This is a genomic window from Mesorhizobium monacense, from assembly GCF_056781675.1.
Genome location: NZ_CM165567.1, coordinates 6224179 through 6246730 on the forward strand (window position 1 = coordinate 6224179; position 22552 = coordinate 6246730).

22 protein-coding genes and 2 pseudogenes are annotated in these 22552 nt (G+C 63.8%); 18 read left to right on the top strand and 6 right to left on the bottom strand.

What is annotated here, in order from left to right:
- The first annotated feature begins 41 nt into the window (after window positions 1-41).
- The 4 genes from AC1RUK_RS29885 to AC1RUK_RS29900 all read left to right on the top strand — a co-directional run bounded on the left by AC1RUK_RS29885 (window position 42) and on the right by AC1RUK_RS29900 (window position 4378).
- Window positions 42-1211 (top strand): divergent polysaccharide deacetylase family protein, encoded by a 1170-nt coding sequence (locus AC1RUK_RS29885; protein WP_481837756.1) that lies wholly within the window; start codon window positions 42-44, stop codon window positions 1209-1211.
- Between the two features lie 70 nt (window positions 1212-1281).
- A complete protein-coding gene (locus tag AC1RUK_RS29890) occupies window positions 1282-1800 on the top strand; it encodes an RNA pyrophosphohydrolase (RefSeq protein WP_481837755.1) in 519 nt (172 codons plus the stop codon).
- An 84-nt stretch (window positions 1801-1884) separates the two neighbouring features.
- Window positions 1885-3033 (top strand): alanine racemase, encoded by a 1149-nt coding sequence (alr, locus tag AC1RUK_RS29895; RefSeq protein WP_481837754.1) that lies wholly within the window; start codon window positions 1885-1887, stop codon window positions 3031-3033.
- Window positions 3034-3121: 88 nt separating this feature from the next.
- Complete coding sequence (locus AC1RUK_RS29900) at window positions 3122-4378, top strand: D-amino acid dehydrogenase (protein WP_481837753.1); 1257 nt, start codon at window positions 3122-3124, stop codon at window positions 4376-4378.
- A 73-nt stretch (window positions 4379-4451) separates the two neighbouring features.
- On the opposite strand, the gene AC1RUK_RS29905 is transcribed toward AC1RUK_RS29900, so the two are convergent.
- The 3 genes from AC1RUK_RS29905 to AC1RUK_RS29915 all read right to left on the bottom strand — a co-directional run bounded on the left by AC1RUK_RS29905 (window position 4452) and on the right by AC1RUK_RS29915 (window position 8028).
- The gene (locus AC1RUK_RS29905) at window positions 4452-6614 is read right to left on the bottom strand and encodes a phospholipase D-like domain-containing protein (RefSeq protein ID WP_481837752.1); all 2163 of its coding nucleotides are present in this window, start codon (window positions 6612-6614) and stop codon (window positions 4452-4454) included.
- Window positions 6611-7051, bottom strand: coding sequence for a phospholipase A2 family protein (locus AC1RUK_RS29910; RefSeq protein ID WP_481837751.1), 441 nt, complete (start codon window positions 7049-7051; stop codon window positions 6611-6613). The genes AC1RUK_RS29905 and AC1RUK_RS29910 overlap by 4 nt, the downstream gene beginning before the upstream one ends.
- Before the next feature lie 95 nt (window positions 7052-7146).
- Complete coding sequence (locus tag AC1RUK_RS29915; protein ID WP_481837750.1) at window positions 7147-8028, bottom strand: LysR family transcriptional regulator; 882 nt, start codon at window positions 8026-8028, stop codon at window positions 7147-7149.
- A 369-nt stretch (window positions 8029-8397) separates the two neighbouring features.
- Between AC1RUK_RS29915 and AC1RUK_RS29920 the strand changes: the two genes are divergently transcribed.
- The 3 genes from AC1RUK_RS29920 to AC1RUK_RS29930 all read left to right on the top strand — a co-directional run bounded on the left by AC1RUK_RS29920 (window position 8398) and on the right by AC1RUK_RS29930 (window position 11093).
- Window positions 8398-9894: a CoA-acylating methylmalonate-semialdehyde dehydrogenase gene (locus AC1RUK_RS29920; RefSeq protein ID WP_436169658.1), complete on the top strand. Its 1497-nt coding sequence runs from the start codon at window positions 8398-8400 to the stop codon at window positions 9892-9894.
- 354 nt (window positions 9895-10248) lie between these two features.
- Window positions 10249-10506, top strand: coding sequence for a hypothetical protein (locus AC1RUK_RS29925; protein WP_481837749.1), 258 nt, complete (start codon window positions 10249-10251; stop codon window positions 10504-10506).
- A 272-nt stretch (window positions 10507-10778) separates the two neighbouring features.
- Complete coding sequence (locus tag AC1RUK_RS29930; RefSeq protein WP_481837748.1) at window positions 10779-11093, top strand: hypothetical protein; 315 nt, start codon at window positions 10779-10781, stop codon at window positions 11091-11093.
- Between the two features lie 73 nt (window positions 11094-11166).
- On the opposite strand, the gene AC1RUK_RS29935 is transcribed toward AC1RUK_RS29930, so the two are convergent.
- Window positions 11167-11496, bottom strand: coding sequence for a nuclear transport factor 2 family protein (locus AC1RUK_RS29935; RefSeq protein ID WP_481837747.1), 330 nt, complete (start codon window positions 11494-11496; stop codon window positions 11167-11169).
- 156 nt (window positions 11497-11652) lie between these two features.
- On the opposite strand from AC1RUK_RS29935, the gene AC1RUK_RS29940 reads away from it, so the two are divergent.
- Window positions 11653-11976, top strand: a complete 324-nt coding sequence (locus tag AC1RUK_RS29940; protein WP_436171811.1) for a winged helix-turn-helix transcriptional regulator — start codon at window positions 11653-11655, stop codon at window positions 11974-11976.
- A 6-nt stretch (window positions 11977-11982) separates the two neighbouring features.
- Here the strand turns inward: AC1RUK_RS29940 and AC1RUK_RS29945 are convergent, their stop codons facing one another.
- Complete coding sequence (locus tag AC1RUK_RS29945; protein ID WP_436246930.1) at window positions 11983-12642, bottom strand: GntR family transcriptional regulator; 660 nt, start codon at window positions 12640-12642, stop codon at window positions 11983-11985.
- Between the two features lie 100 nt (window positions 12643-12742).
- Between AC1RUK_RS29945 and AC1RUK_RS29950 the strand changes: the two genes are divergently transcribed.
- The 3 genes from AC1RUK_RS29950 (at window position 12743) to AC1RUK_RS29960 (ending at window position 16111) form a co-directional block, all read left to right on the top strand.
- Window positions 12743-13636 carry a dihydrodipicolinate synthase family protein gene (locus AC1RUK_RS29950; protein ID WP_481840152.1) on the top strand — a complete coding sequence of 298 codons (894 nt, stop codon included), beginning with the start codon at window positions 12743-12745 and terminating at the stop codon, window positions 13634-13636.
- 120 nt (window positions 13637-13756) lie between these two features.
- Window positions 13757-15094 (top strand): NAD(P)/FAD-dependent oxidoreductase, encoded by a 1338-nt coding sequence (locus AC1RUK_RS29955; RefSeq protein ID WP_481837745.1) that lies wholly within the window; start codon window positions 13757-13759, stop codon window positions 15092-15094.
- Between the two features lie 15 nt (window positions 15095-15109).
- Window positions 15110-16111 (top strand): 4-hydroxyproline epimerase, encoded by a 1002-nt coding sequence (locus AC1RUK_RS29960; protein ID WP_481837744.1) that lies wholly within the window; start codon window positions 15110-15112, stop codon window positions 16109-16111.
- Here AC1RUK_RS29960 and AC1RUK_RS29965 read toward each other — a convergent pair.
- The gene (locus tag AC1RUK_RS29965) at window positions 16104-17012 is read right to left on the bottom strand and encodes a LysR substrate-binding domain-containing protein (protein ID WP_481837743.1); all 909 of its coding nucleotides are present in this window, start codon (window positions 17010-17012) and stop codon (window positions 16104-16106) included. The genes AC1RUK_RS29960 and AC1RUK_RS29965 overlap by 8 nt on opposite strands.
- 99 nt (window positions 17013-17111) lie before the next feature.
- On the opposite strand from AC1RUK_RS29965, the gene AC1RUK_RS29970 reads away from it, so the two are divergent.
- The 7 genes and pseudogenes from AC1RUK_RS29970 to AC1RUK_RS30000 all read left to right on the top strand — a co-directional run bounded on the left by AC1RUK_RS29970 (window position 17112) and on the right by AC1RUK_RS30000 (window position 22548).
- A complete protein-coding gene (locus tag AC1RUK_RS29970) occupies window positions 17112-17498 on the top strand; it encodes an ectoine synthase (RefSeq protein WP_481837742.1) in 387 nt (128 codons plus the stop codon).
- An 18-nt stretch (window positions 17499-17516) separates the two neighbouring features.
- A pseudogene (locus AC1RUK_RS29975) lies at window positions 17517-17606 on the top strand (proline racemase family protein); the annotation flags it as partial.
- A 336-nt stretch (window positions 17607-17942) separates the two neighbouring features.
- Window positions 17943-18845, top strand: a complete 903-nt coding sequence (locus tag AC1RUK_RS29980) for a branched-chain amino acid ABC transporter permease (RefSeq protein ID WP_481837741.1) — start codon at window positions 17943-17945, stop codon at window positions 18843-18845.
- Between the two features lie 4 nt (window positions 18846-18849).
- Complete coding sequence (gene livM / locus AC1RUK_RS29985; protein WP_481837740.1) at window positions 18850-20241, top strand: high-affinity branched-chain amino acid ABC transporter permease LivM; 1392 nt, start codon at window positions 18850-18852, stop codon at window positions 20239-20241.
- Window positions 20241-21347: pseudogene (locus AC1RUK_RS29990) on the top strand (ABC transporter ATP-binding protein); the annotation flags it as partial. The gene livM and the pseudogene AC1RUK_RS29990, both read left to right, overlap by 1 nt.
- Before the next feature lie 11 nt (window positions 21348-21358).
- Complete coding sequence (locus AC1RUK_RS29995) at window positions 21359-22087, top strand: ABC transporter ATP-binding protein (RefSeq protein ID WP_481837739.1); 729 nt, start codon at window positions 21359-21361, stop codon at window positions 22085-22087.
- Window positions 22088-22200: 113 nt separating this feature from the next.
- Window positions 22201-22548, top strand: coding sequence for a DUF6867 family protein (locus tag AC1RUK_RS30000; RefSeq protein WP_481837738.1), 348 nt, complete (start codon window positions 22201-22203; stop codon window positions 22546-22548).
- The last annotated feature ends 4 nt before the right edge of the window (window positions 22549-22552 follow it).

Below are 22552 nucleotides of genomic sequence, written 5' to 3' on the forward strand. Positions count from 1 at the left end.
AAGTGACTTTCACTTAAGAGTCGTGCTTCCGGGGACACAACTTGGCTGACATCGGCAAGGACATCGAACGCCCGCTCGGACAGACGATCCGGCCGCCGCGCACTGCGTCGCGCGGGTTCAGCGCCGGCGCGGTCGGGGCCACGCTCGCCGTGCTGGCCGTTGTCGGTATCTCCGGCGCGATCGCGCTGCGCGAAAAGCCGTTCCGCAAGCCGGAAGAGGTCGCGGTTTCGACGCCGAAGGTGACGGCCACAGCGCCGGTTGCCGAGGCGACACCGGCGGCACCGAAAACGGAAGCCCCGCCCAAGACTGGCGGGCCGCAGATCATCCATGTGCAGACGGAAGAAGGCGACGGTCCGCCGAAGGCAGTGATCGTCATTCGCGACCCCTCGACGGTCGGCCAGAACCTGAAGATCGCGCATATTCCCGACAGGGCGCTGATCGAGACCAGCGAAACCGGGCCGCTGCCGATGCGCGCCGCCGACGGCAGGCGTCCGTTCGACGTCTATGCGCGGCCGTGGTCGGGATCGCGCGGTGCCCGCGTGGCGATCGTCATCGGCGGGCTCGCCGTGTCACAGACCGGTACCCAGGCGGCCATCGCCAAGCTGCCGGCCGAGGTGACGCTGGCCTTTGCGCCGCAAGGCAACAGCATCGGCCGCTGGATGCAGGCAGCCAGACAGAGCGGGCACGAGATCGTCATGCAGGTACCGCTCGAACCGTTCGACTATCCCAACGTCAATCCCGGCCGCAACACGCTGACGGTGGCGGCGAGCCCGGACGAGAATTTGAAGAGCCTGCACTGGGCGCTGTCGCGGACGACCAACTATACCGGTGTCATGAACTATATGGGCGCCCGCTTCTCGGCCGATTCCGCGGCGATGGGGCCGTTCATGGCCGAGCTTGGCAAGCGCGGCCTCGCCTATGTCGATGACGGTTCGTCGGCGCGCAGCCTGGCACCCGATTTGGCGCTCAAGGACGGCGTGCCGTTCGTCGCCGGCGACATGTCGATCGATGCGGTGCAGGATCGCGGCGCCATCCTGAAGAAGCTGGACGAGCTCGAGGCCACAGCGCGGGCAAAGGGCTCCGCCGTCGGCATCGGCTCGGCTTTCGATCTGACGGTCGACACGGTGTCGTCCTGGGTGACGGAAGCCAAGAAGCGCGGCATCGAGATCGTGCCGATTTCAGCGGTGGCCATCGATCCGCAAAAAGGCTAGCAGCCGTTCTCAAAACCGCTCGCCGCTGCCTCGCCGGAGCGAACTCTCAAAACGGCTGGAAATCCGACTGATGTCAAAGAAGAAAATCGATCCCGAGACACTGCCTTATCGTCCCTGCGTTGGGTTGATGATCCTCAATGGCGAGGGGCTGGTCTGGGTCGGTCATCGCATCGCCGAGCCCGACAGCGAGTTCGCCGGCACCACGCAGCTCTGGCAGATGCCGCAGGGCGGCATCGACAAGGGCGAGGACCCGCTCGCGGCGGCCGAACGGGAGCTCTACGAGGAGACGGGCATGCGCAGCGTCTCGCTGCTGGCCGAGGCGCCGCACTGGATCAATTACGACCTGCCGGCGCATCTGGTCGGCATCGCCTTCAAGGGCCGCTATCGCGGCCAGACTCAGAAATGGTTCGCCTATCGTTTTCACGGCGACGAGAGCGAGATCCAGATCAACCCGCCACCGGGCGGCCACACGGCCGAGTTCGACCAATGGGCGTGGCGGCCGATGCGGGATTTGCCCGACCTGATCGTGCCGTTCAAGCGCAAGGTCTATGAGGACGTGGTGGCGGCGTTCCGGCATCTGGTGGCGTAAGAAGCGCTGTCATCGCGATCGCGCATGGTCGCTGCGTCGGTTTCGTGGTCTTATGGATGCTGAGCTGCTTCACACAGGGTCGGCATGAACGACGCCTCCAAAAACCTTCCCGAGAGCATCGCCGCACCAGGCGAACCTGTTAGCGAAGCGGTGGCCGGCGCCATCCTGACAATCGATCTCGGCGCCATCCGTGAAAACTACCGGCGGCTGAAGGCACAACTGGGCGGCGTGCCGTGCGCCGGCGTCGTCAAGGCCGACGGTTATGGCCTGGGGGCGGCCCCCGTGGCGAGGGCGCTGTCGGCCGAGGGCTGCACCATTTTCTTCGTCGCGCTGCTCGCCGAAGGCCTGGCGCTGCGCGGGGCACTCGGACCCCGACCGGCGATCCATGTCCTCAACGGCCTGCCGCCAGGCTCCGAAGCAGAGGCGGTTGCGGCGGACCTCGTTCCCGTCATCAACAGCGCCGGCCAGCTGAAGGCTTGGAGCAACGCCGGCCAGCAGGCCGGATGCAAGCTGCCGGCCGCCATCCAGGTCGACAGCGGCATGTCGCGGCTCGGCCTGCAGCCGGCGGAGGTGGAGGTGATCAGCCAGGATCCGCGCGCTTTCGACGGCGTCAACGTCGTCCTGGTGATGAGCCATCTCGCCTGCGCCGACGAGCCGCAGCATCCGGCCAATGAGCGGCAGTGGCTGGCCTTCGAACGGCTGCGCAAGATGCTGCCCGAGGCCCCTGCCTCGCTTGCCAATTCCTCCGGCATCTTCCTGGGGTCGGCCTTTCATTTCGACCTTGCCCGCCCGGGGGCGGCGCTCTACGGCATCAACCCGACGCCGGGCGAACCGAACCCGATGCTGCCTGTGGTGAGGCTGCAGGCGAAGGTCGTCCAGACGCGCAGCCTCGAAAAGGGTGCCGGCGTCGGCTATGGCCACACATTTCGCGCAACCGGCCCGTTGAGAGCTGCGACGATCTCACTCGGCTATGCCGACGGCTGGCATCGCCGCGCCGCTTCCGCCGCCTGGTTCGACGCTGTCCGGCTGCCCTTTCTCGGACGGGTGTCGATGGATTCGATCATCCTCGACATTTCCGCGCTGCCGGCCGGCACGCTCGGCGATGGCGACCTTGTCGAACTGCTCGGCCCGTCGCAGAGCGTCGATGAGGCGGCCGGCCATGCCGACACGATCGGTTATGAGATCCTGACCAGCCTCGGGCCTCGCTTTTACCGGCGCTATGTGAACGGGTAGCAACGCGGTACTTGGCGGGCGCTCGAAAATCCGGCAGACAGAGCATGACGACCCGGCCTGACGAGACGTCGTCGTGGAGAGCTATGCGATGAAGATCTTCGTGTTGGGCGGCGGTGTGATCGGGGTCACCACCGCTTATTATCTCGCCGAGGCCGGCCACGAGGTGACGGTGTTCGACCGGCAGAAGGGGCCGGCGCTGGAGACCAGTTTTGCCAATGCCGGCGAGGTCTCGCCCGGCTATGCCTCGCCATGGGCGGGGCCTGGCATTCCGCTGAAGGCGATCAAGTGGCTTCTGATGAAGCATGGCCCGCTGGTGGTGCGGCCCGCCTTCGATCCGCATATGTGGACATGGCTGCTCAAGATGCTGCGCAATTGCACGGCCGAGCGCTACGCGCTGAACAAGTCGCGCATGGTGCCTTTAGCCGAATACAGCCGCGATACGCTGAAGGCGCTTCGCGAGACGACGAGCATCGCCTATGACGAGCGGACCAAAGGCACGCTGCAGCTGTTTCGCACGCAAAAGCAGCTCGACGGCACCGGCGGCGACGTCGAGGTGCTGAAGAAATACGGCGTCCCTTATGAACTCCTCGATCCCGAAGGCTGCATCGGAGCCGAGCCGGCATTAGCCGGCGTGCGCGGGAAATTCGTCGGCGGCCTCAGGCTGCCCGGCGACGAAACCGGCGATTGCAAGATGTTCACCGACCGGATGGCCGAGCTCTGCGTGGCGCGCGGCGTCACCTTCGAATACGGGACGACGATCTCGTACATCGTCAGGACCCGCAATCGCATCAAACACATCAACACCGACAAGGGTGGACGATCGGCCGACGCCTATGTGATGGCGATGGGCAGCTATTCGGCCCAGTTCATGCGCAAGCTGAAGCGGCCGATCCCGGTGTATCCGGTCAAGGGCTATTCGATCACGGTGCCGGTCAAGGATGCCGCCGCCGCACCCGTCTCGACGGTGATGGACGAGACCTACAAGGTGGCGATCACCAGGCTTGGCGACCGTATTCGCGTCGGCGGCACGGCCGAGATTTCAGGCTTCGATCTCAGGCTGCACGAAACGCGCCGGCGCACGCTGGAGCATTCGGTCGGCGATCTGTTTCCGTGCGGCGGTGACCTCAAGGCGGCGAGCTTCTGGTGCGGCCTGCGGCCGATGACGCCGGACGGGCCGCCGCTGATCGGCCAAAGCGAACTGTCCAACCTCTACCTCAATACCGGCCATGGCACGCTGGGCTGGACCATGGCCTGCGGCTCGGCCAGGGTGCTGGCCGACATCATCTCCAACCGGGTGCCGGAGATCAACGCACGCGACCTCAGCCCGGACCGGTATCTGAAATAGAGGCGCGGCGAGTCTGTCGAGGCTGGAGGGACAGCAGGATCGCTACAGAGCGCTTCTTCTGCTCCGCTGATGTTCAAAACGCCTGCTTCACCCAGCCCTCTGAGAACAGCAGCCGGTGGGCCCAGGGGATCGTCACCTTGGTGGATACCGGGTTCGAATGGGCGAGATAGTCGTCATAGACCGGCTTCATGCGGCGACAGAAGGCGGGATCGAGCACCATCATGCCGTTTTCCGAGTCGTGGAAGAAGCTGCGGTTGTTGAGGTTGACCGACGAGATCATCACCAGCCTTTCGTCGATCATCATGATCTTGGAATGCAGCACGACGTCCGGCGCCTTGAATTCGCGGATGTCGATGCGGTCGCCATATTTCTCGACGAACAGCTTGTTGAGCGCGGTGAGGAACTTGCCGCCGATGTCGCCCTTGAGGTCGATGCGGCCGACGATATCGATCTTCACCCCGCGCGCCAGCGCCCGGTCGAAGGCCAGAGCGAGCTTTGGCGTCAAATTGAGATAGGGATTGACGATCTGGATGTGGTGCTCGGCGGTGTCGACCAGCTCGACGAAGTAATTCTCCAGCGCATGCCCGTCCTCATAGGGTACGGAAATGAAATGCCGCGCCACGCCTGACGGTTGTCGGCTGCCTGAGCGGACGGAGATGGAGAACGGCCGGGAGATGTTGGTGTCGGCATCGTCCAGCCACAGGGTCGAAAGATGCGCGGCGAGCGTTTCGACTGTTGCCGGGTCGGCGATCTCGATGTCGAAGTCGCTCCAGTTCGAATAGTAGTTCAGCGAGAAACCGTCGGTCTTGCCGTATTGCTGCAGGTAGGGGTAGCGCGACAGGTCGACCGGTCTGTGGAACAGGAAGCCGTCATGGATGTTGCGGCCGCCGATGATGACGCGCGAGCGGCCGGGGTCTTCGGCCAGCGTCGCCAGCATCTTGACGTGGTGGGTCTTGTGCAGCTGCGACAGCTGCTCGTCGATCGGTGCGCCGCGGTCGGCCTGCCAGCGGTATTCCTGCAGTTCGACATTGGGGAACTCCGCCGCCAGCCGGTGCAGCATGGCGTCGTCCTTCTCGCGCTCCAGCACGTCGGTCACCATGATGCGCACCTTGGTGCCCAGGGCGGCGTGGTGGCGGATCAGCCGTTCGATGATGCGGCCGGAAAAATCCGCCTTGAATTCCAGCGACGACAGATAGATCAGCTCGAGTTTTGGCGCGCGCGAGAAATCGAGCGGCAGTTCGGGATCGCCCTTGTCGAAGGCGCTGTCCGGCAGCCTTGCGCCCAGCAAGGCTTCGACCTTGGCGTTGAAACCATCACGCGACTTGCGCAGCAGGCGCGGCTCAGCGAGCGGCATCGCGCAGGTCTGCGAGAGCCAGCGGCTGGCGTAGAAGACGCGGTCGAGTTCCCCCAGCCCGGCCGGAGCGGGCTCCGGGCAACGCTGGTAAAGGCTGTCGAGTGCCGCAAGCGGCGGATCGGCGGTCTCTTCGCGGAGGATGGTGAGCGGTGCGCCGGCCAGCGCCAGGATGGAGCGGATTTTCAAGTCGCAGCGGTTCAGCGTCTCGTCCGGAAACAGGCTGATGGACGTGTCGCTCGCCGGCAGGCGGAAGCTGAATGCCGAACCCCGCTCCATGGTGCGGGAGCGGCCACCGGCGCGGATCGCCAGCGCTCCGTCGCAGTAGCCGCCGATGTCTACGGGCTGGCTGCCGGCCTGGCGCAGCACGATCTCGACCGAGCGCGCCTGCAGGCCGGAAAAGCCGAACGTCTTGGGCTCGGAAGGCCGGGCCGCGGCGTCGACATAGAGCGTCTGCCGCGACACCCGCCAGCGCGCCGTGAAGTGGCTTTCACCGGGCTTGCCGTCCGTCGGCGGCACCTGTGTGGTGGCAACCGGCTTCGCCAGCCGCTCAAGCGTCCGGTATGTCGCCTGGAAATCGCTGTTGGCGATGTCGTGGCGGTCGTGGCCGAAGGGGCCTGTGCCGTTCGCCCGGTCCATGGCACCGATCTCGTTGTGGGCGAGCAGCGCCAGGAACTGCTTCTCGTAATCGCTCTCGCCAGACTCGCCGAAATACTGGGCAGCCGCGTTTTCCGGTCCAGGCGCCTTGGCCGACAGGGACGGGCGCGCGCAGGCGGTTTCGCCGGGAAAGAAGTCGCATGTGCGATGATGCGGGCTGGCGCAACCGGCCAGCGCTGCCAGCGCCAGCCAGGCCAGCACCAGGCATCCGATATTGCGCTGATTCACCCTGTCGCCCCGTTCATCGCCTTGAGCTGGGCGGGATCGCGTGGCGGCATGAAGCCTTGCGGAAACACCTTGCAGACGGGGGCAGCGAACGTGGCGATCAAAAGCTCAGCCTCGTTGCGCATGGTCCTCGGCGCGGTCTTGTCGTCACGGATCGTCCGTGCCGAGGCGACAAGCGCGCCGTCGCAATCGCAATGATTGTGGCGGGCGATGTAGCAGGCGTCATGGCTCTGGCAAGCCGCATCGAGGCGGGAGACCGGCCGCAACGACAGGTCGCCGCTGCGCGTGCCCGGTCCGCAATAATTGCCGAAGACGAAAGGCGAGGGGCGGGCCAGGGCATAGCGGATCGGCTTCGGCAATTCCGCTTCGGGTACCTTGGTCCAGGGGTTGGCGCAGCTCGAAAGGAGAACCAGCGGCAGGATGGCAAGAACGGCTCGCATTGTTTCCGCGCCAGCTTTCGAAAATGTGCCACCCGGCGCTTTGCCGCTCGGTGGCTGATGCCACACTGGCCGATTTTGTGGCAAGGGCAAGGCGCTCAGACGAACAGCGTTCGCTCGCGCTCCACTGCCTTGGTGATGAAATTGGCGACCACCTGGACGCGGCGCAGCGGCCTCACCGATTCGTGATAGACCAGCCAGTAGGCGCGGCGGATCGGGGCCACGATGTCGACGGGCACCAGCTCCGGCATCGAGCGTGCGACGAAGGTGTGCAGGATGCCAATGCCGGCACCGGAGCGCACGGCTTCGGCCTGGCCGAGCGCCGAGGAAATGGCGAAGCTGGTGCGCCAGTCGGCGCTGAACTCGGCCGCATAGTCGAGCGAGGGGCTGACGATGAGGTCGGGCACATAGCCGATCAGGTTGTGTGAGCCAAGCTCGGCGGCCGTTTGCGGCAGGCCATGCGCCTCGGCATAGGCGCGGGAGGCGAACAGACCGAGTGTGTAGTCGACCAGTTTTCCCGCCACCAGCCGTCCCTCGGTCGGCCGCTCGACGGTGATGGCGATGTCGGCCTCGCGCCTGGACAGCGAGAAGGAGCGCGGCACCGGCACCAGCTGGATGGTGAGCTCGCGGTGAAGTGTCGTCAGCTGGCCGAGGTGCTTGGCCAGGAAGGCGACGCCGAAGCCGTCGGGCGCGCCGATGCGCACCGTGCCCGAGATGTCGTCGCCTTCGCCGGCCACCGTCGAACGCGCGGCGATCATGTCGCTCTCCATGCGCTCGGCGATGTCGAGGAAGCGTTCGCCGGCCGGCGTCAGTTCGCTGCCGGTGGTCAGCCGGCGAAAGAGTTTTGTCCTGAGCGCATCCTCGAGTGATGCAATGCGCCGCGAGACGGTGGCGTGGTTGAGCTCCAGCCGCCTGGCGGCGCCGAGGATTTGCCCGGCGCGCGCCACGGCGAGGAAGATGCGGACGTCATCCCAGTTCATGGGGGGCCGCCTTGGCAACGAGCGCCGCGTTCCTGCCCACTCCGCTCTGTCCTGCCGGACACCTCCCCGGCAAGGGAGATTGGATGTCATCCCGGCTTTCGCCAATCTCCATCGTGGCAAGAATGAGCGGTGCGCTGAAGCTGCCGATCTCTCCCCTTGCGGGGGAGATGGCCGGCAGGCCGGAGGGGGGTGTGAAGGAACGCAACCGTTCAGTCCTTACAGCAATCGAACAACACTTATCATTTGCGGGATTTGATGCACAGCCGTCGAGCGCACTCTATTTTCCGCACAACGGTTGCGTTCTGGCTCGCGTTGCCATCACCCCGGCAAAGGCGGACAATGCCTCATCCAAACAAAGGGAGAGAGATCATGATCGAGTACGGTCATTACATCGGCGGCAAGCATGTCGCCGGAACCAGCGGCCGCAAGCAGGATGTCATGCAGCCGATGGACGGCTCCGTGCGTGGCACGGTGGCGCTGGCTTCGCAGGCGGAACTGCGCGCGGCGGTCGAGAACGCCAAGGCGGCACAGCCGAAATGGGCCGCCACCAACCCGCAGCGCCGCGTTCGCGTCCTGATGAAATTCCTCGAACTGGTGGCCAGGGACTATGACCAGCTGGCCGATATCCTGGCGCGCGAGCATGGCAAGACCATTGCCGACGCCAAGGGCGACATTCAGCGCGGCCTTGAAGTGGTCGAAGTCTGCATCGGCGCGCCGCATATGATGAAGGGCGAATTCACCGACGGCGCCGGCCCCGGCATCGATGTCTATTCGATGCGCCAGCCGCTCGGCGTCGTCGCCGGCATCACCCCGTTCAACTTCCCTGCGATGATCCCGCTGTGGAAGATCGCCCCGGCGATCGCCTGCGGCAACGCCTTCATCTTGAAGCCGTCCGAGCGTGACCCGGGCGTGCCGATCCGCATCGCCGAACTGTTTCTCGAGGCCGGCCTGCCGGCTGGCATCCTCAATGTCGTCAATGGCGACAAGGAAGTGGTCGACGCCATCCTCGACGATCCCGACATCAAGGCCGTCGGCTTCGTCGGCTCGACGCCGATCGCCCACTACATCTATTCGCGCGGCACCGCGGCCGGCAAGCGCGTGCAGTGCTTCGGCGGCGCCAAGAACCACATGATCATCATGCCCGACGCCGACATGGACCAGACCGTCGATGCGCTGATCGGCGCCGGCTACGGCTCGGCCGGCGAGCGCTGCATGGCGATCTCGGTGGCTGTGCCGGTCGGCAACGACACCGCCAACCGGCTGATGGAAAAGCTGATCCCGCGCGTCGAAAGCCTGAAGGTCGGCCCGTCGACGGACTCTTCCGCCGATTTCGGCCCGCTGGTGACGGCGCAGGCGCTGGAGCGGGTCAAGGGCTATGTCGACATCGGCGTCAAGGAAGGCGCCAGCCTGGTCGTCGACGGCCGTGGCTTCTCCATGCAGGGTTACGAGAACGGCTACTACATGGGCGGCTGCCTGTTCGACAACGTCACCGCCGACATGCGCATCTACAAGGAAGAGATCTTTGGGCCGGTGCTCTCGGTGGTGCGCGCGCCGACCTACGAGAACGCGATCAAGCTCGCCAACGACCACGAGATGGGTAATGGCGTCGCCATCTTCACCCGTGACGGCGATGCCGCGCGCGACTTCGCCTCGCGGGTCCAGGTCGGCATGGTCGGCGTCAACGTGCCGATCCCGGTGCCGATCGCCTATTACACCTTCGGCGGCTGGAAAGCATCGTCCTTCGGCGACCTCAACCAGCACGGCCCGGACGCGTTCCGCTTCTACACCAAGACCAAGACGGTCACTTCGCGCTGGCCGTCCGGCATCAAGGACGGTGCGGAGTTCGTCATCCCGACGATGAACTGACCGGACGCTTCTTCGCTTGCGCGTCCTTGCCTTCGGCTGCGGGCGCGCGGGCCGGAATCAAGGATGGTGCGGAGTTCGTCATCCCGACGATGAACTGATCCAGTTTCGACCGACCGAAAATAAAGGCCCGGCCCCAGCGCCGGGCCTTTTGCTTTGGATCGCGGCCGATATCCGCCAGAACGCTAATGTGATGGAACCGGGCGGGTGGACAACAGCCTTACACCACAATCCCGCCGCGCAGGAGCGCGGGCGGATCAATTGATGGCGGTGGCGAATGTCTAGGGGCGCCACCCTGGTGTGAGGAGGTGTGAGATGACACGTCTCACGGCAATGATATCTTGCGTGGCAGCGTCCGTGTCCATTGCTGCCCCGGCAACGGCGGCCGAGCAATGCGCGGCGCGCGCCGACATGGTCAAGGCGCTTGGCGATAGATTCCACGAAAGCGAAACAGCGCGCGGCCTGGTCAATCCAAGCGTGATCCTTGAGGTCTTCGTTTCCGAGCAGGGCACTTGGACGATCCTTGCCACCGACACGCAAGGTCAGAGTTGCGTCATCATGGCGGGCGAAGGTTGGGACGGTGCGACGATGGTGGCTGCCCTGCCGGGCACCTGAAGGTTTTCCAAGGCTGTTGCGGCATGGCCAGACCGCGACTGTCTTTCGGATCCAAAAGGGAACAAGCGGGCGTCCTCGCGCGGCGCCCGCTTGTTATTTTCCTTGGTCAACACCATATATGGAACATAGCGGGAACATCCGCTGGACGGCAGACCGGAACACAGAAAGGAGCGACGCGATGAAGACGTCGGAACCGGCCTGGATCGTCCCGGCAAAATGAGGCCGTCAAATCACTTCCTCTTGCCGGGACGCGATGGCAAAGGAGGTGCTTTATGGCACGCAAATCTCTGTCAGCTTGGGTGAAAACCCTGGTTCTTGCCGGCGCGCTGGCGATGGGCACGAGTGCCGCCAGCGCCCAGTACCAGTTCTGCGTCGAGCACGGCGTTCTCGTCGCGCATCTGAGCGAGAATTTCCAGGAAAGGCAGTTTGCGTTCGGGCTGATCGGCCAGACCGCGATCATGGAAGTCTTCGTCGGTGAGAGCGGAACCTGGACGATCGTCGTCACCGATGTCGCCGGCACAAGCTGCATCATCGCGGCCGGCAACAATTGGGAAAACGTGATGGCCCAGTCCGGCCACGATGCATGACGGAACGGGCGCTGTGCCTTGCGTCACCACCGCCGTCGAAAGCCGATGAACGATGGCCTCGCCGGCGGCATGGTCACGCGCCGATCTCCAGGGTCGTGATCCGGTCGCCGTCCAGCGTGAAGTTGTAATGGAGTGTCGCCGGACTGCCGGGGAAATTGCCCGACACGATGCCGGCGACCCGCCACGCATGGCCGTTGACCGTCGCGTCGGCGACCTCGACGGTCACCCGGTATTTGCGTGTGGTTGCTTCCATCCAGTTGCGGATGGCGGCTGGCCCCTGATGGGTTTCGCCTTCGTCCCGGACCGTTGCGTTCGGCGAGAAGGGGACGAGCATCCCGTCGATGTCGTGCCTGTTTTTGGCGGCAAAATAGTCCACCAGCGGCTGGGGAAGTTTTATGGTCATGGGCTCGTCTCCGGTTCCGATTACCGCTGTCGACCTGACGTGCGCGGCGCTTGTTCGGTCCCTAAAATGAGATAAGCTGCCGAAATGACAAGAACGGACGAAAAAGTAAGGTACTTACCCGAAAGTAAGGTGAAACCTGCAAGCAAGGTCGAGGCATTGACGCCGTTGTCAGCGGCGAACGGCGTGGAGAATGTGCTGCGCATCCTCGAAGGTCGCTGGAAGCTGGTGATCCTGTTTCACCTGTTCGGCGGCAAGGTGCTGCGCTTTTCCGATCTCGAACGGGCGATCCCGGCGATCTCGCAGAAGATGCTGATCCAGCAGCTGCGGCAGATGGAGGCCGACGGCATCGTGCGCCGCATCGTGCACCACCAGGTGCCGCCGAAGGTCGAGTACTGCCTGACCGACTGGGGTCAGGCGCTGTGCCCGGCTCTCGACGCCTTGTTGAAATGGGCGGCGCACAAGGGCCCGGCCGAAGGCTGACTTGGATTACCGCGTCGCCGCCGTCTCGGCATGGCCGCGCAGCAGCGCCATCAGCCGCTTGGCGTCCTTGGCTGCTCCTTCCTCGTCGCCATCGAGGATCGAGCGGATCAGCGCGACATGGTGCTCGGCCGATTCGGCCAGCCCGGTGTCGGCCTTGTAGCGGAACCAGAAGCGGCGGCTGTGGGTCTGCAGGGGCGCGGCCAGCCGCGCCGCGAACGGATTGTCGGCAGCCAGCGCCAGCGCCTCGTCGAGCGCCTTGTCGGCCTGGATGAAGGCAAGCACATTGCCCGAGATCACCGCCTTCTGCATGGCAAGGGCGGCTTCGTGAAACAGGTCGGCGGCCTCGCGGGTGACGAAGCGGGCGGCCGAGCGGGCCAGCACCACCTCGACGCCGCGACGCGCGTCGAGGACGCGCAGCCAGTCGCCGGGATGGAGCGGAGCAATCGCGATGCCGGCGCGCGGCCGGACATCCAGCAGGCCTTCCCAGGCCAGGCGCTGAATCGCCTCGCGTACCGGCGTGCGGCCGAGGCCGAGGCGCTCGATCAGCGCGCCTTCGGTGACGAAGCTGGCCGGCGCCAGTTCGAGCGTTACGATCATGTGCTCAAGCATGCGATAGGCCTTCGCCGCCGCTGGCTCGGAGCCAGATATATCATCCCACAATGCCATCGTGCCCTCTGATATATGCTAGATATATCATAACAGATTCCGCATTGACAGCGGGTTTCCTATCAAATATATCACTGATATATCAGATGGAGAGATAGACATGTGGACCGGAGTATTCCCCGCCGTCACGACCAAATTCACCGAGGACGACCGCCTCGACCATGCCGAGATGGAGCGCTGCTTTGCGCTGCAGATGGAGGCCGGTTGCGACGGCATCATCGTTTGCGGCTCGCTCGGCGAAGGGCCGATGCTGTCGCATGACGAGAAGATCGAGGTGCTGAAGACCGCGCAGAAGGTTGCTGGCAAGAAGCCGGTGCTGTTGACGGTCAACGAGGCCGGCACACGCGAAGCCGCCAACATCGCACGCCGCGCCGCCAAGGAAGGCGCCAACGGATTGATGGTCGTGCCGAGCCCGATCTACCACACCAATCCGGAAGAGACGGTTGCGGCGCTGCGCGCCGTCGCCGAGGCCGGCGACCTGCCTGTCATGATCTACTCCAATCGACTCGCCTACCGCGTCGACGTCACCGTCGACCAGATGGAGGAGCTGGCGGCCGACAAGCGCTTTGTCGCCATCAAGGAATCCTCCGACGACATCCGCCGCTCGACCGAGATCATCAATCGCCTCGGCACACGCTACGATCTGTTCACCGGCGTCGACAATCTCGCCTTCGAGGCGCTGTCGGTCGGCGCCATCGGCTGGGTGGCTGGGCTGGTCACCGCCTTCCCGCGCGAGACCGTCGCCATCTACCAGCTGATGAAGCAGGGTCGCTGCGAGGAGGCTCTCTCCATCTATCGCTGGTTCCGGCCGCTGCTCGACCTCGACGTGTCGACCTATCTGGTGCAGAACATCAAGCTTGCGGAAGTGTTTGCGATCAACACCAACGACCGCGTGCGCATGCCGCGCCAGCCACTGTCGGGCGAGCGCCGCAAGGCGGTCGAGAAGATCGTCAAGGACGCGCTGACGGTGCGGCCGAAGCTGCCGCAGTTCTAGGTCTCTTCTCCCCGTTCACGGGGGCGAGGCGTGGTCCGCGTAGCGGACGAAAAGCCAATTGCTTGGCGTTTCGAACAGTGAACGCCCGGAGCGATAGCGAAGGGCAATGGCGGCAGCCAGATGAAGGGCAGCACCGACGTGCAAGGAAATTCCGAACCGGCAAACGAAGGGCGCCGCCCCTCATCAGCCCTTCGGGCACCTTCTCCCCGTGAACGGGGAGAAGGTGAAGACATCGCCATTGTCGGGGGTGGCATCATCGGCATCTGTGCCGCGGCCTATCTGGCCGAGGCGGGACGAAAGGTCACGATCTTCGACCGGACCGGCATTTGCGAGGAGACAAGCTCCGGCAATGCCGCCGCCTTCGCCTTTTCCGATGTGCTGCCGCTCGCGCACAAGGGCATGATCAGGCAATTGCCGAAATGGCTTGCCGATCCGCTGGGGCCGCTCAGCATTCCGCCCGCCTATCTGCCGAAACTCCTGCCCTGGCTGTTTCGTTTCTGGCGCGCCGGGCGCAGCGATCGCTATGAGGCGAGCCTCGCAGCGCAGGCCGGCATGATGAAGCTTGCCGAGGCAGAATGGATGGCCTTGCTCGATCGCTCCGGCACGCGGCCGATGCTGCGCGAGGACGGCTCGCTGGAGTTTTACGAGTGCGAGGCCGAGTTTCGCGCTTCGCTGCCGAGCTGGGCAGCGCGCGAGCGTTTCGGCATCAGCTTCCGCCATGTAGAGGGTGAGGAGCTGGCGGGTTTGCAGCCGGGGCTTTCGCCGCGTTTCATCAAGGCCACGTTCGTGCCGGGATGGAAAACCGTGGCTGATCCCAAATTGCTCGGCAAGGCGGTCTGGGCCTATGCCGAGAGGTTAGGCGCCCGTTTTGAAAAGGTGCGGGTCGAGCGGGTCGACGTGAGGCAAGATGGCGCGACGCTGACGCTTGCCGATGGCGCCACCAGAATGGCAAGGCAGCTCGTCGTCGCCGCCGGGGCATGGTCGCATCTGTTGGCCAAGGATCTCGGCGAGCGCATCCCGCTGGAGACCGAGCGCGGCTACAACACGACGCTGCCGAAGACCGCCTTCGACGTGAAGCGGCAGCTGATCTTCTCCGGCCATGGCTTCGTCATCACGCCGCTCGAAACGGGCTTGCGCGTCGGTGGCGCGGTCGAACTCGGCGGCATCGATCGCCCGCCGAATTTCGCGCGCTCGAAGGCCATGCTGGAAAAGGCGAAAGCCTTCCTGCCGGGGCTCGATCCGGCCGGCGGTCGCGAATGGATGGGGTTCCGGCCGTCGCTGCCGGATTCGCTGCCGGTCATCGGCAGTGCCCGGAAGAGCCCGTCGGTCCTCTATGCCTTCGGCCACGGCCATCTCGGCCTGACCCAGTCGGCGGCCACCGGCCGCTTGATCCGCGATCTCGTTCTCGGGCAGACTCCGCCGATCGATCTCGCGCCTTTCAGTCCACAACGGTTTTGAGTTCCAGGAGACGTCATGGCCAAGCAATCCTTCTTCTGCATCGACGGCCATACCTGCGGCAATCCGGTGCGGCTGGTCGCCGGCGGCGGGCCGCTGCTCCAGGGTTCGACGATGATGGAGCGGCGCGCGCATTTCCTTGCCGAATATGACTGGATCCGCACCGGGCTGATGTTCGAGCCGCGCGGCCACGACGTGATGTCCGGCTCGATCCTCTACCCGCCGACGCGCGAGGACTGCGACATCGCCATCCTGTTCATCGAGACCTCGGGCTGCCTGCCGATGTGCGGCCATGGCACCATCGGCACAGTGACGATGGCGATCGAGCACGGGTTGATCAAGCCGAAGACGCCGGGCGTGCTGAGGCTCGACACGCCGGCCGGCCTGGTCATCGCCGAGTACAAGCAGGTCGGCGAGTATGTCGAGGAGGTGCGCATCACCAATGTGCCGTCCTTCCTCTATGCCGAGGGCCTGACGGTGGAATGTCCGCAGCTCGGCGAGATCAAGGTCGACGTCGCCTATGGCGGCAATTTCTACGCCATCGTCGAGCCTCAGGAGAATTATCGCGACATGGCCGACCATTCCGCCGGCGATCTCATCGCCTGGAGCCCGGTGGTGCGGCAGCGGCTGAACGAGAAGTACACATTCGAACATCCCGAGAATCCCGGCATCAACCGGCTGTCGCACATGCTGTGGACCGGCAAGCCGACGCATCCTGAAGCGGATGCGCGCAATGCCGTCTTCTACGGCGACAAGGCGATCGACCGCTCACCTTGCGGCACCGGCACCTCGGCGCGGATGGCGCAGCTGCATGCCAAGGGCAAACTCAAGGCGGGCGACAGCTTCGTGCATGAATCGATCATCGGCTCGCTGTTCAAGGGCCGGGTCGAAAAGGAAGTCAGCGTCGCGGGCAAGCAGGCGATCATCCCCTCGATCGGCGGCTGGGCGCGAATGACCGGACTGAACACCATCTTCATCGACGACCGCGATCCGTTCGCGCATGGGTTCATCGTCAAGTGACGTCGATTGGGCCGACCTGAGATTCTTTGTCGGCGGAAACCTCCTGGCGAAACCAGTCAGCGAATTTGAGCGCTGCCGGTGATGCTTGCGCCGACATTGTCAGGAAGTAGCCCTTGTCGCGGTTCGTCGCCACCTCCGACAGAACGATCAGGTCGCCACGCCTTAACTCGTCGCGAAAAACCTCGACCGGACAGAGCGCCACGCCGTGACCGGCGATGACCGCCGTGGCAAGAATGTTGAAGTCGGCGAAGACCGGTCCGTTGCCTACATCGACCTCGGGTAGTCCGGCCTCCAGAAACCATTCACGCCAGCCGTGTCGGCTCTCGTCGTGCAGAAGGTCGGCGGCGGCGATGCCGGCCGGCGTGCGCAGATGCTCCCTGCGTGCAAGATAGTGCGGGCTGCACACCGGCCGATTGAAGCGGGAAAACAGTTTTAGGCTGGTGACGTCGGGAGATGGATCGGCGCCGAGCGTGATCAGCACGTCGTTCTGGCCGTCGCCGAGCCTTTCGTCGGCCTTGGCGTAGGCGACCCTCATGCCGATACCCGGATGACGGGCGGTAAAGTCTGCCAGACGCGGCACCAGCCAGCGGCTGGCAATGGAAGGGATACAGCCAACGGACAAGGTCTCCAGCGCGGCATTGCGCCGTATTCGGCGGCACGTGGCGCCGAGTTCGGCAAGCGCGCTGCTCGCCGAGGCCTGCAGGATCACCCCCGCTTCCGTCAGGCGAACCTTGCGGGCATCCCGATGAAAGAGCGAAACGCCCAGCCATTCCTCCAGCCGCCTGATCTGGTGGCTGATGGCGGGATGGGTGACGTGAAGCTCTTCGCCGGCAGCCGAAAAGCTCAGATGGCGAGCAGCCGCCTCGAAAGCGCGAACGGCATTCAGTGGGAAGTAGTCCATCTGTAAAATTTACTAACATCTCGCGTGAGAAGCAATCATTTGAAAGCGTGCCTTCGCTGCGGCATTCCTGCGGTCGGTGTAGCCTTCGAGAGAGCGATCATGTTTACAAGACAACTGACTGATGTAGAAAAATCTGACTTCTTCGTCGATTGGGGCAATGGCACGAGCCATCGCCTGCTGACGCAGCAGGACGGCATGGGCTTCACCGTCTGCCATACCGTCGTGCGTGCAGGCAGCGAATCACGCCTGCATTACCGGCGGCATTTCGAGGCTTGCTACTGTATCACCGGCGCAGGCGAGGTCGAGGACATGGCCGGTCGGGTGCATCGGATCGAGCCGGGCACGATCTATGTGCTCGACGAGCATGACGAGCATTATCTGCGTGCGGACGCGGCCAGCGACATGGTCCTGGTCAGCGTCTTCAACCCGCCGCTGAACGGCACCGAGCGGCACGTTCTTGGTCAGGATGGCGGATCGGCCTACTGAGTTCTGGCGAGGCGATCATCGATCGGCGGCTGGGCGCGGATGACCGGACTGAACACCATCTTCATCGACGACCGCGATCCGTTCGCGCACGGGTTCGTCGGCAAATAGGGAGAATCCTGACCCCGCGGAAACAGGAGGAGCGCAAACGGGGCGATCTCGGCCGGCGCAACGATCCCGCTCATCACCTAATCTTGACGGCGATTTCTTCGAAACAGGGTGCATGATACGGCCGAATCGTCAAAGACATTGCGTTATGCCAATGGTAGGGTCCGCGGTAGTCCAGAGGTCGGGTAGCAAAAAACGGGCAATCGGAAGGCGTGCCGGCAAAAGACGCGCGACGATTGAAAAAATCACGTTGCAATCCGGGCTCGAAACTTTACGACTAGGGGAAATACGAAAAGGAATGCGTCCGCAAAGGCGACATTCCAGGGGAGCCACGGCAGTATGCAGTACTTCGTCCAGCAGCTTATCAATGGGCTGACGCTGGGATCGATCTATGGGCTGATCGCAATCGGCTATACGATGGTCTACGGCATCATAGGCATGATCAATTTCGCCCATGGCGACATTTTCATGGTCGGGGCCTTCGCCGCCCTCATCGTCTTCCTCATCCTCGGCGCCCTGTTCTATTCGGTGCCGATCGTCATCGCGCTGCTGATCATGATGATCGTGGCGATGCTTCTGACCAGCCTCTACAACTGGACGATCGAGAAGGTGGCCTACCGGCCGCTGCGCGGTTCGTTCCGGCTGGCGCCGCTGATCACCGCGATCGGCATGTCGATCGCACTCTCCAATTTCGTCCAGGTGACGCAAGGGCCACGCAACAAGCCGATCCCGCCGCTGGTGTCAAAGGTCTACACGATCGAGGGCGTCAGCGTGTCGCTGAAGCAGATCATCATCGTTCTGGTCACGGCAATCCTGCTGGCGATCTTCTGGTATCTCGTCAACAAGACCTCGCTCGGCCGGGCGCAGCGCGCCTGCGAGCAGGACCGCAAGATGGCGGCGCTGCTTGGGATCGATGTCGACCGCACGATCTCGATCACCTTCATCATGGGTGCTGCCCTTGCCGCCGTCGCCGGCACGCTGTTCCTGATGTATTACGGCGTGGTGGTGTTTTCCGACGGCTTCACGCCCGGCGTGAAGGCCTTTACCGCGGCAGTGCTCGGCGGCATCGGCTCGCTGCCCGGCGCCGTGCTCGGCGGGCTGTTGATCGGCTTCATCGAAAGCATGTGGTCGGCTTATTTCTCGATCGACTACAAGGACGTCGCCGCGTTCTCGATCCTGGCGATCGTGCTGATCTTCCTGCCTTCCGGCATTCTGGGCCGGCCAGAAGTCGAAAAGGTCTGAGCTCATGGCAGTCACCGTTTCCCCGGAGCGCGACGTCGTCGCCACTCCAGTGCAGCGCGCTTTGCGCGAGGCACTCTATGCCGGCGCCATCGCGCTCGGCCTGTTCGTGCTGTTCATCGGTCTCAAGACCGACCAGAACATCTCCAACGAACTGATTCTGGTGCAGCGCTGGGGCTTGCTCGCCCTGGTGGTGATCCTCACCGCAGTCGGGCGCTTCCTTTATGTCGGCTTCGGACAGCCGGCGCTGGAGCGCGCCAAGGCGCGAAAGGCCCAGGCGCCCGCAGTGGTGGCAGCGCCCGGCTTCGTGCGCCGCAACTTCAATACGATCGGCATTACCGTGCTGTTCGTGTATCCGATCGTGATCGTTTTGCTGGTCGGCTTTCAAGGTTCGCTGAAGTGGGTCGATAATTTTGGCATCCAGATCCTGATTTACGTGATGCTGGCCTGGGGGTTGAACATCGTCGTCGGCCTCGCCGGCCTGCTCGACCTCGGCTATGTCGCCTTCTACGCCGTCGGCGCCTACGCCTATGCGCTGCTTGGCACGCATTTCGGCCTGTCATTCTGGATCCTGCTGCCTGCCGCCGGCCTGATGGCCGCCTTCTGGGGCGTCATGCTCGGCTTTCCAGTGCTGCGCCTGCGCGGCGACTATTTGGCGATCGTGACGCTGGCCTTCGGCGAGATCATCCGGCTGGTGATCATCAACTGGCGCGAGGTGACCAACGGCTCGGCCGGTATCTCTGGCATTCCCAAGGTCAGCTTCTTCGGCCTGATGTCGTTCAACGTCTCGGACCCGAACTACATCGCCAAGGTACTGGGCATCGCCCAGTCGGGCGCCTATTACAAGATATTCCTTTACTATCTGATCCTGGGGCTTTGCCTGCTGACCGCATTCGTCACCATCCGACTGCGCCGTCTGCCGGTCGGCCGCGCCTGGGAGGCATTGCGCGAGGACGAGATTGCTTGTCGCTCGCTCGGCATCAACACCACCACCACTAAGCTCACCGCCTTTGCCACCGGCGCCATGTTCGGCGGCTTTGCCGGCTCGTTCTTCGCCGCACGGCAAGGCTTCGTCAGTCCGGAATCCTTCGTCTTCCTGGAATCGGCGATCATCCTCGCCATCGTCGTGCTCGGCGGCATGGGCTCGTTGGGCGGTATCGCGGTGGCGGCGCTGGTGATGATCGGCGGCACGGAAATCCTGCGCGAACTCGATTTCCTGAAGCGCATCTTCGGTCCCGACTTCACACCCGAACTCTACCGCATGCTGCTGTTCGGCATGGCCATGGTCATCGTCATGCTGTGGAAGCCGCGTGGCTTCGTCGGCAGCCGTGAACCGACAGCCTTCCTGAAGGAGCGAAGGTCGGTATCGGGATCCTTCACCAAGGAAGGGCACGGCTGATGAATGCGGACCCTATTCAGAAAGCCAACCCGGGCATGAACGACGCCATCCTGCAGGTCGAGCATCTGTCGATGAAGTTCGGCGGTCTGGTTGCCATCGGCGACCTGTCCTTCCAGGCCAGACGTGGCGAGATCACGGCGCTGATCGGGCCGAATGGCGCCGGCAAGACCACCGTGTTCAACTGCATCACCGGCTTCTACAAGCCGTCGGAAGGCATGATCACGCTCAACCGGAGTGACGGCTCGAGCTACCTGCTTGAGCGCTTGCCGAACCACGAGATCCCGGCGCGCGCCAAGGTGGCGCGTACCTTCCAGAACATCCGCCTGTTCTCGGGCATGACGCTGCTGGAGAACCTTCTGGTCGCCCAGCACAACAAGCTGATGAAGGCGTCGGGCTATACGATGCTTGGCCTGTTCGGCTTCTCGAGCTACCGCAAGGCATCGGCCGAATCGATCGATCTGGCCAAGCACTGGCTGGAGAAGGCCAACCTCGTCGATCGCGCCGACGATCCGGCCGGCGATTTGCCCTATGGCGCGCAGCGGCGCCTGGAAATCGCCCGCGCCATGTGCACGGGGCCGGAGCTTCTGTGCCTCGACGAACCTGCCGCCGGCCTCAACCCGAGGGAATCGGCGGCGCTCAATGCGCTGCTGATGGACATCAAGAACAGCACCTCGATCCTTTTGATCGAGCACGACATGTCGGTGGTCATGCAGATTTCCGACCATGTCGTGGTGCTCGAATACGGGCGCAAGATCTCCGACGGCAGTCCGCAATCGGTGCGCACCGATCCGCGCGTCATCGCCGCCTATCTCGGCGTCGACGACGAGGAGGTCGAGACGGTGCTGACCGAAGTCGGCGACGAGGACGTCATCGAGCAGCTGGACATCGGTCCCGACGCCGCGCACGGCCCGGGCACGTCGTCTTCCTTTCTCGCCGGACCGGTGACCGACACGATCGGCCATAGCGAGGGCGAGCGCGTCACGGTGTCGAAGGGCGCCTCGAAGGCCGAGCAGGTCGATGCAAAGGCCAATGCCGCGCCAAGAAAGCCTGCCGAGCGGGCCACGGCCAAGCCCGCTGGGAAATCCTCGACAGCCAAGCCGCGCGGAGGGCGTAAGTAATGGCCGGTACAACGCTGCTCGATATCAAGGGCGTCGAGACCTACTACGGCAACATCAGGGCGCTGAACGGCGTCGACGTCAGCGTCAAAGAGGGTGAGATCGTGGCGCTGATCGGTGCCAACGGCGCTGGCAAGTCGACGCTGATGATGACCATCTTCGGCGCGCCACGGGCTCGCGCCGGCACCATCACCTTTTCCGGCACCGACATCACGCAGATGCCGACGCACGAAATCGCGCGCATGCGCATCGCCCAGTCGCCGGAGGGTCGCCGCATCTTCCCGCGCATGACGGTGATGGAAAACCTGCAGATGGGCGCCAGCCTCGACAACCTCAAATATTACAATGAGGACGTCGAGAAGGTATTCACGCTGTTCCCGCGCCTGAAGGAGCGCATCGCCCAGCGCGGCGGCACTCTGTCGGGCGGCGAGCAGCAGATGCTGTCGATCGGACGCGCGCTGATGGCGCGGCCGAAGCTGCTTCTGCTCGACGAGCCGTCGCTGGGTCTCGCGCCGCTGATCGTCAAACAGATCTTCGACGCCATCCGCGAATTGAACCGCACCCAGGGGCTGACCGTGTTCCTGGTCGAGCAGAACGCCTTCGGCGCGCTGAAGCTCGCCACCCGGGGCTACGTCATGGTCAACGGCAATGTGACGATGAGCGGCACCGGCAAGGAGCTGCTCGCCAATCCGGAAGTGCGCGCCGCCTATCTCGAAGGCGGACACCACTGAGTTCGGAGCGGAATGTGTGCATTCGTTATTCCGCTCCAAATTGTTTGTTTGTCGCATGATCTTTGTCCGAAAAGTCTGCAACTTTTCGGGATCATGCTAAGGAGACATCAATCATGCAGGGCATTCTCTACGAGGAACCCTCGATCTGGCAGTTCTTCTTCGTCACCTGCCTGCTCGGCGGCTGGGCCGCATGGATGACGGGCAAGGCGAGCGCGCAGACCTGGCGCAGCTTCTTCCAGCTGTTCCTCTTCATGCTGGGCCTCGGCATCGGCATCAGGTTCATCCATCACGCGCTGTTCAATGGCACGATGTTTTCGCTGCATTACTACATCGTCGATACAATCGTGCTGATGATACTGGGCTTCATCGGCTACCAGTACACGCGCACCAACCAGATGGTGACGCAGTATAATTGGCTCTACGAAAGAGCATCGCTTTTGAGCTGGAAACCGAAGGGTTGACGTT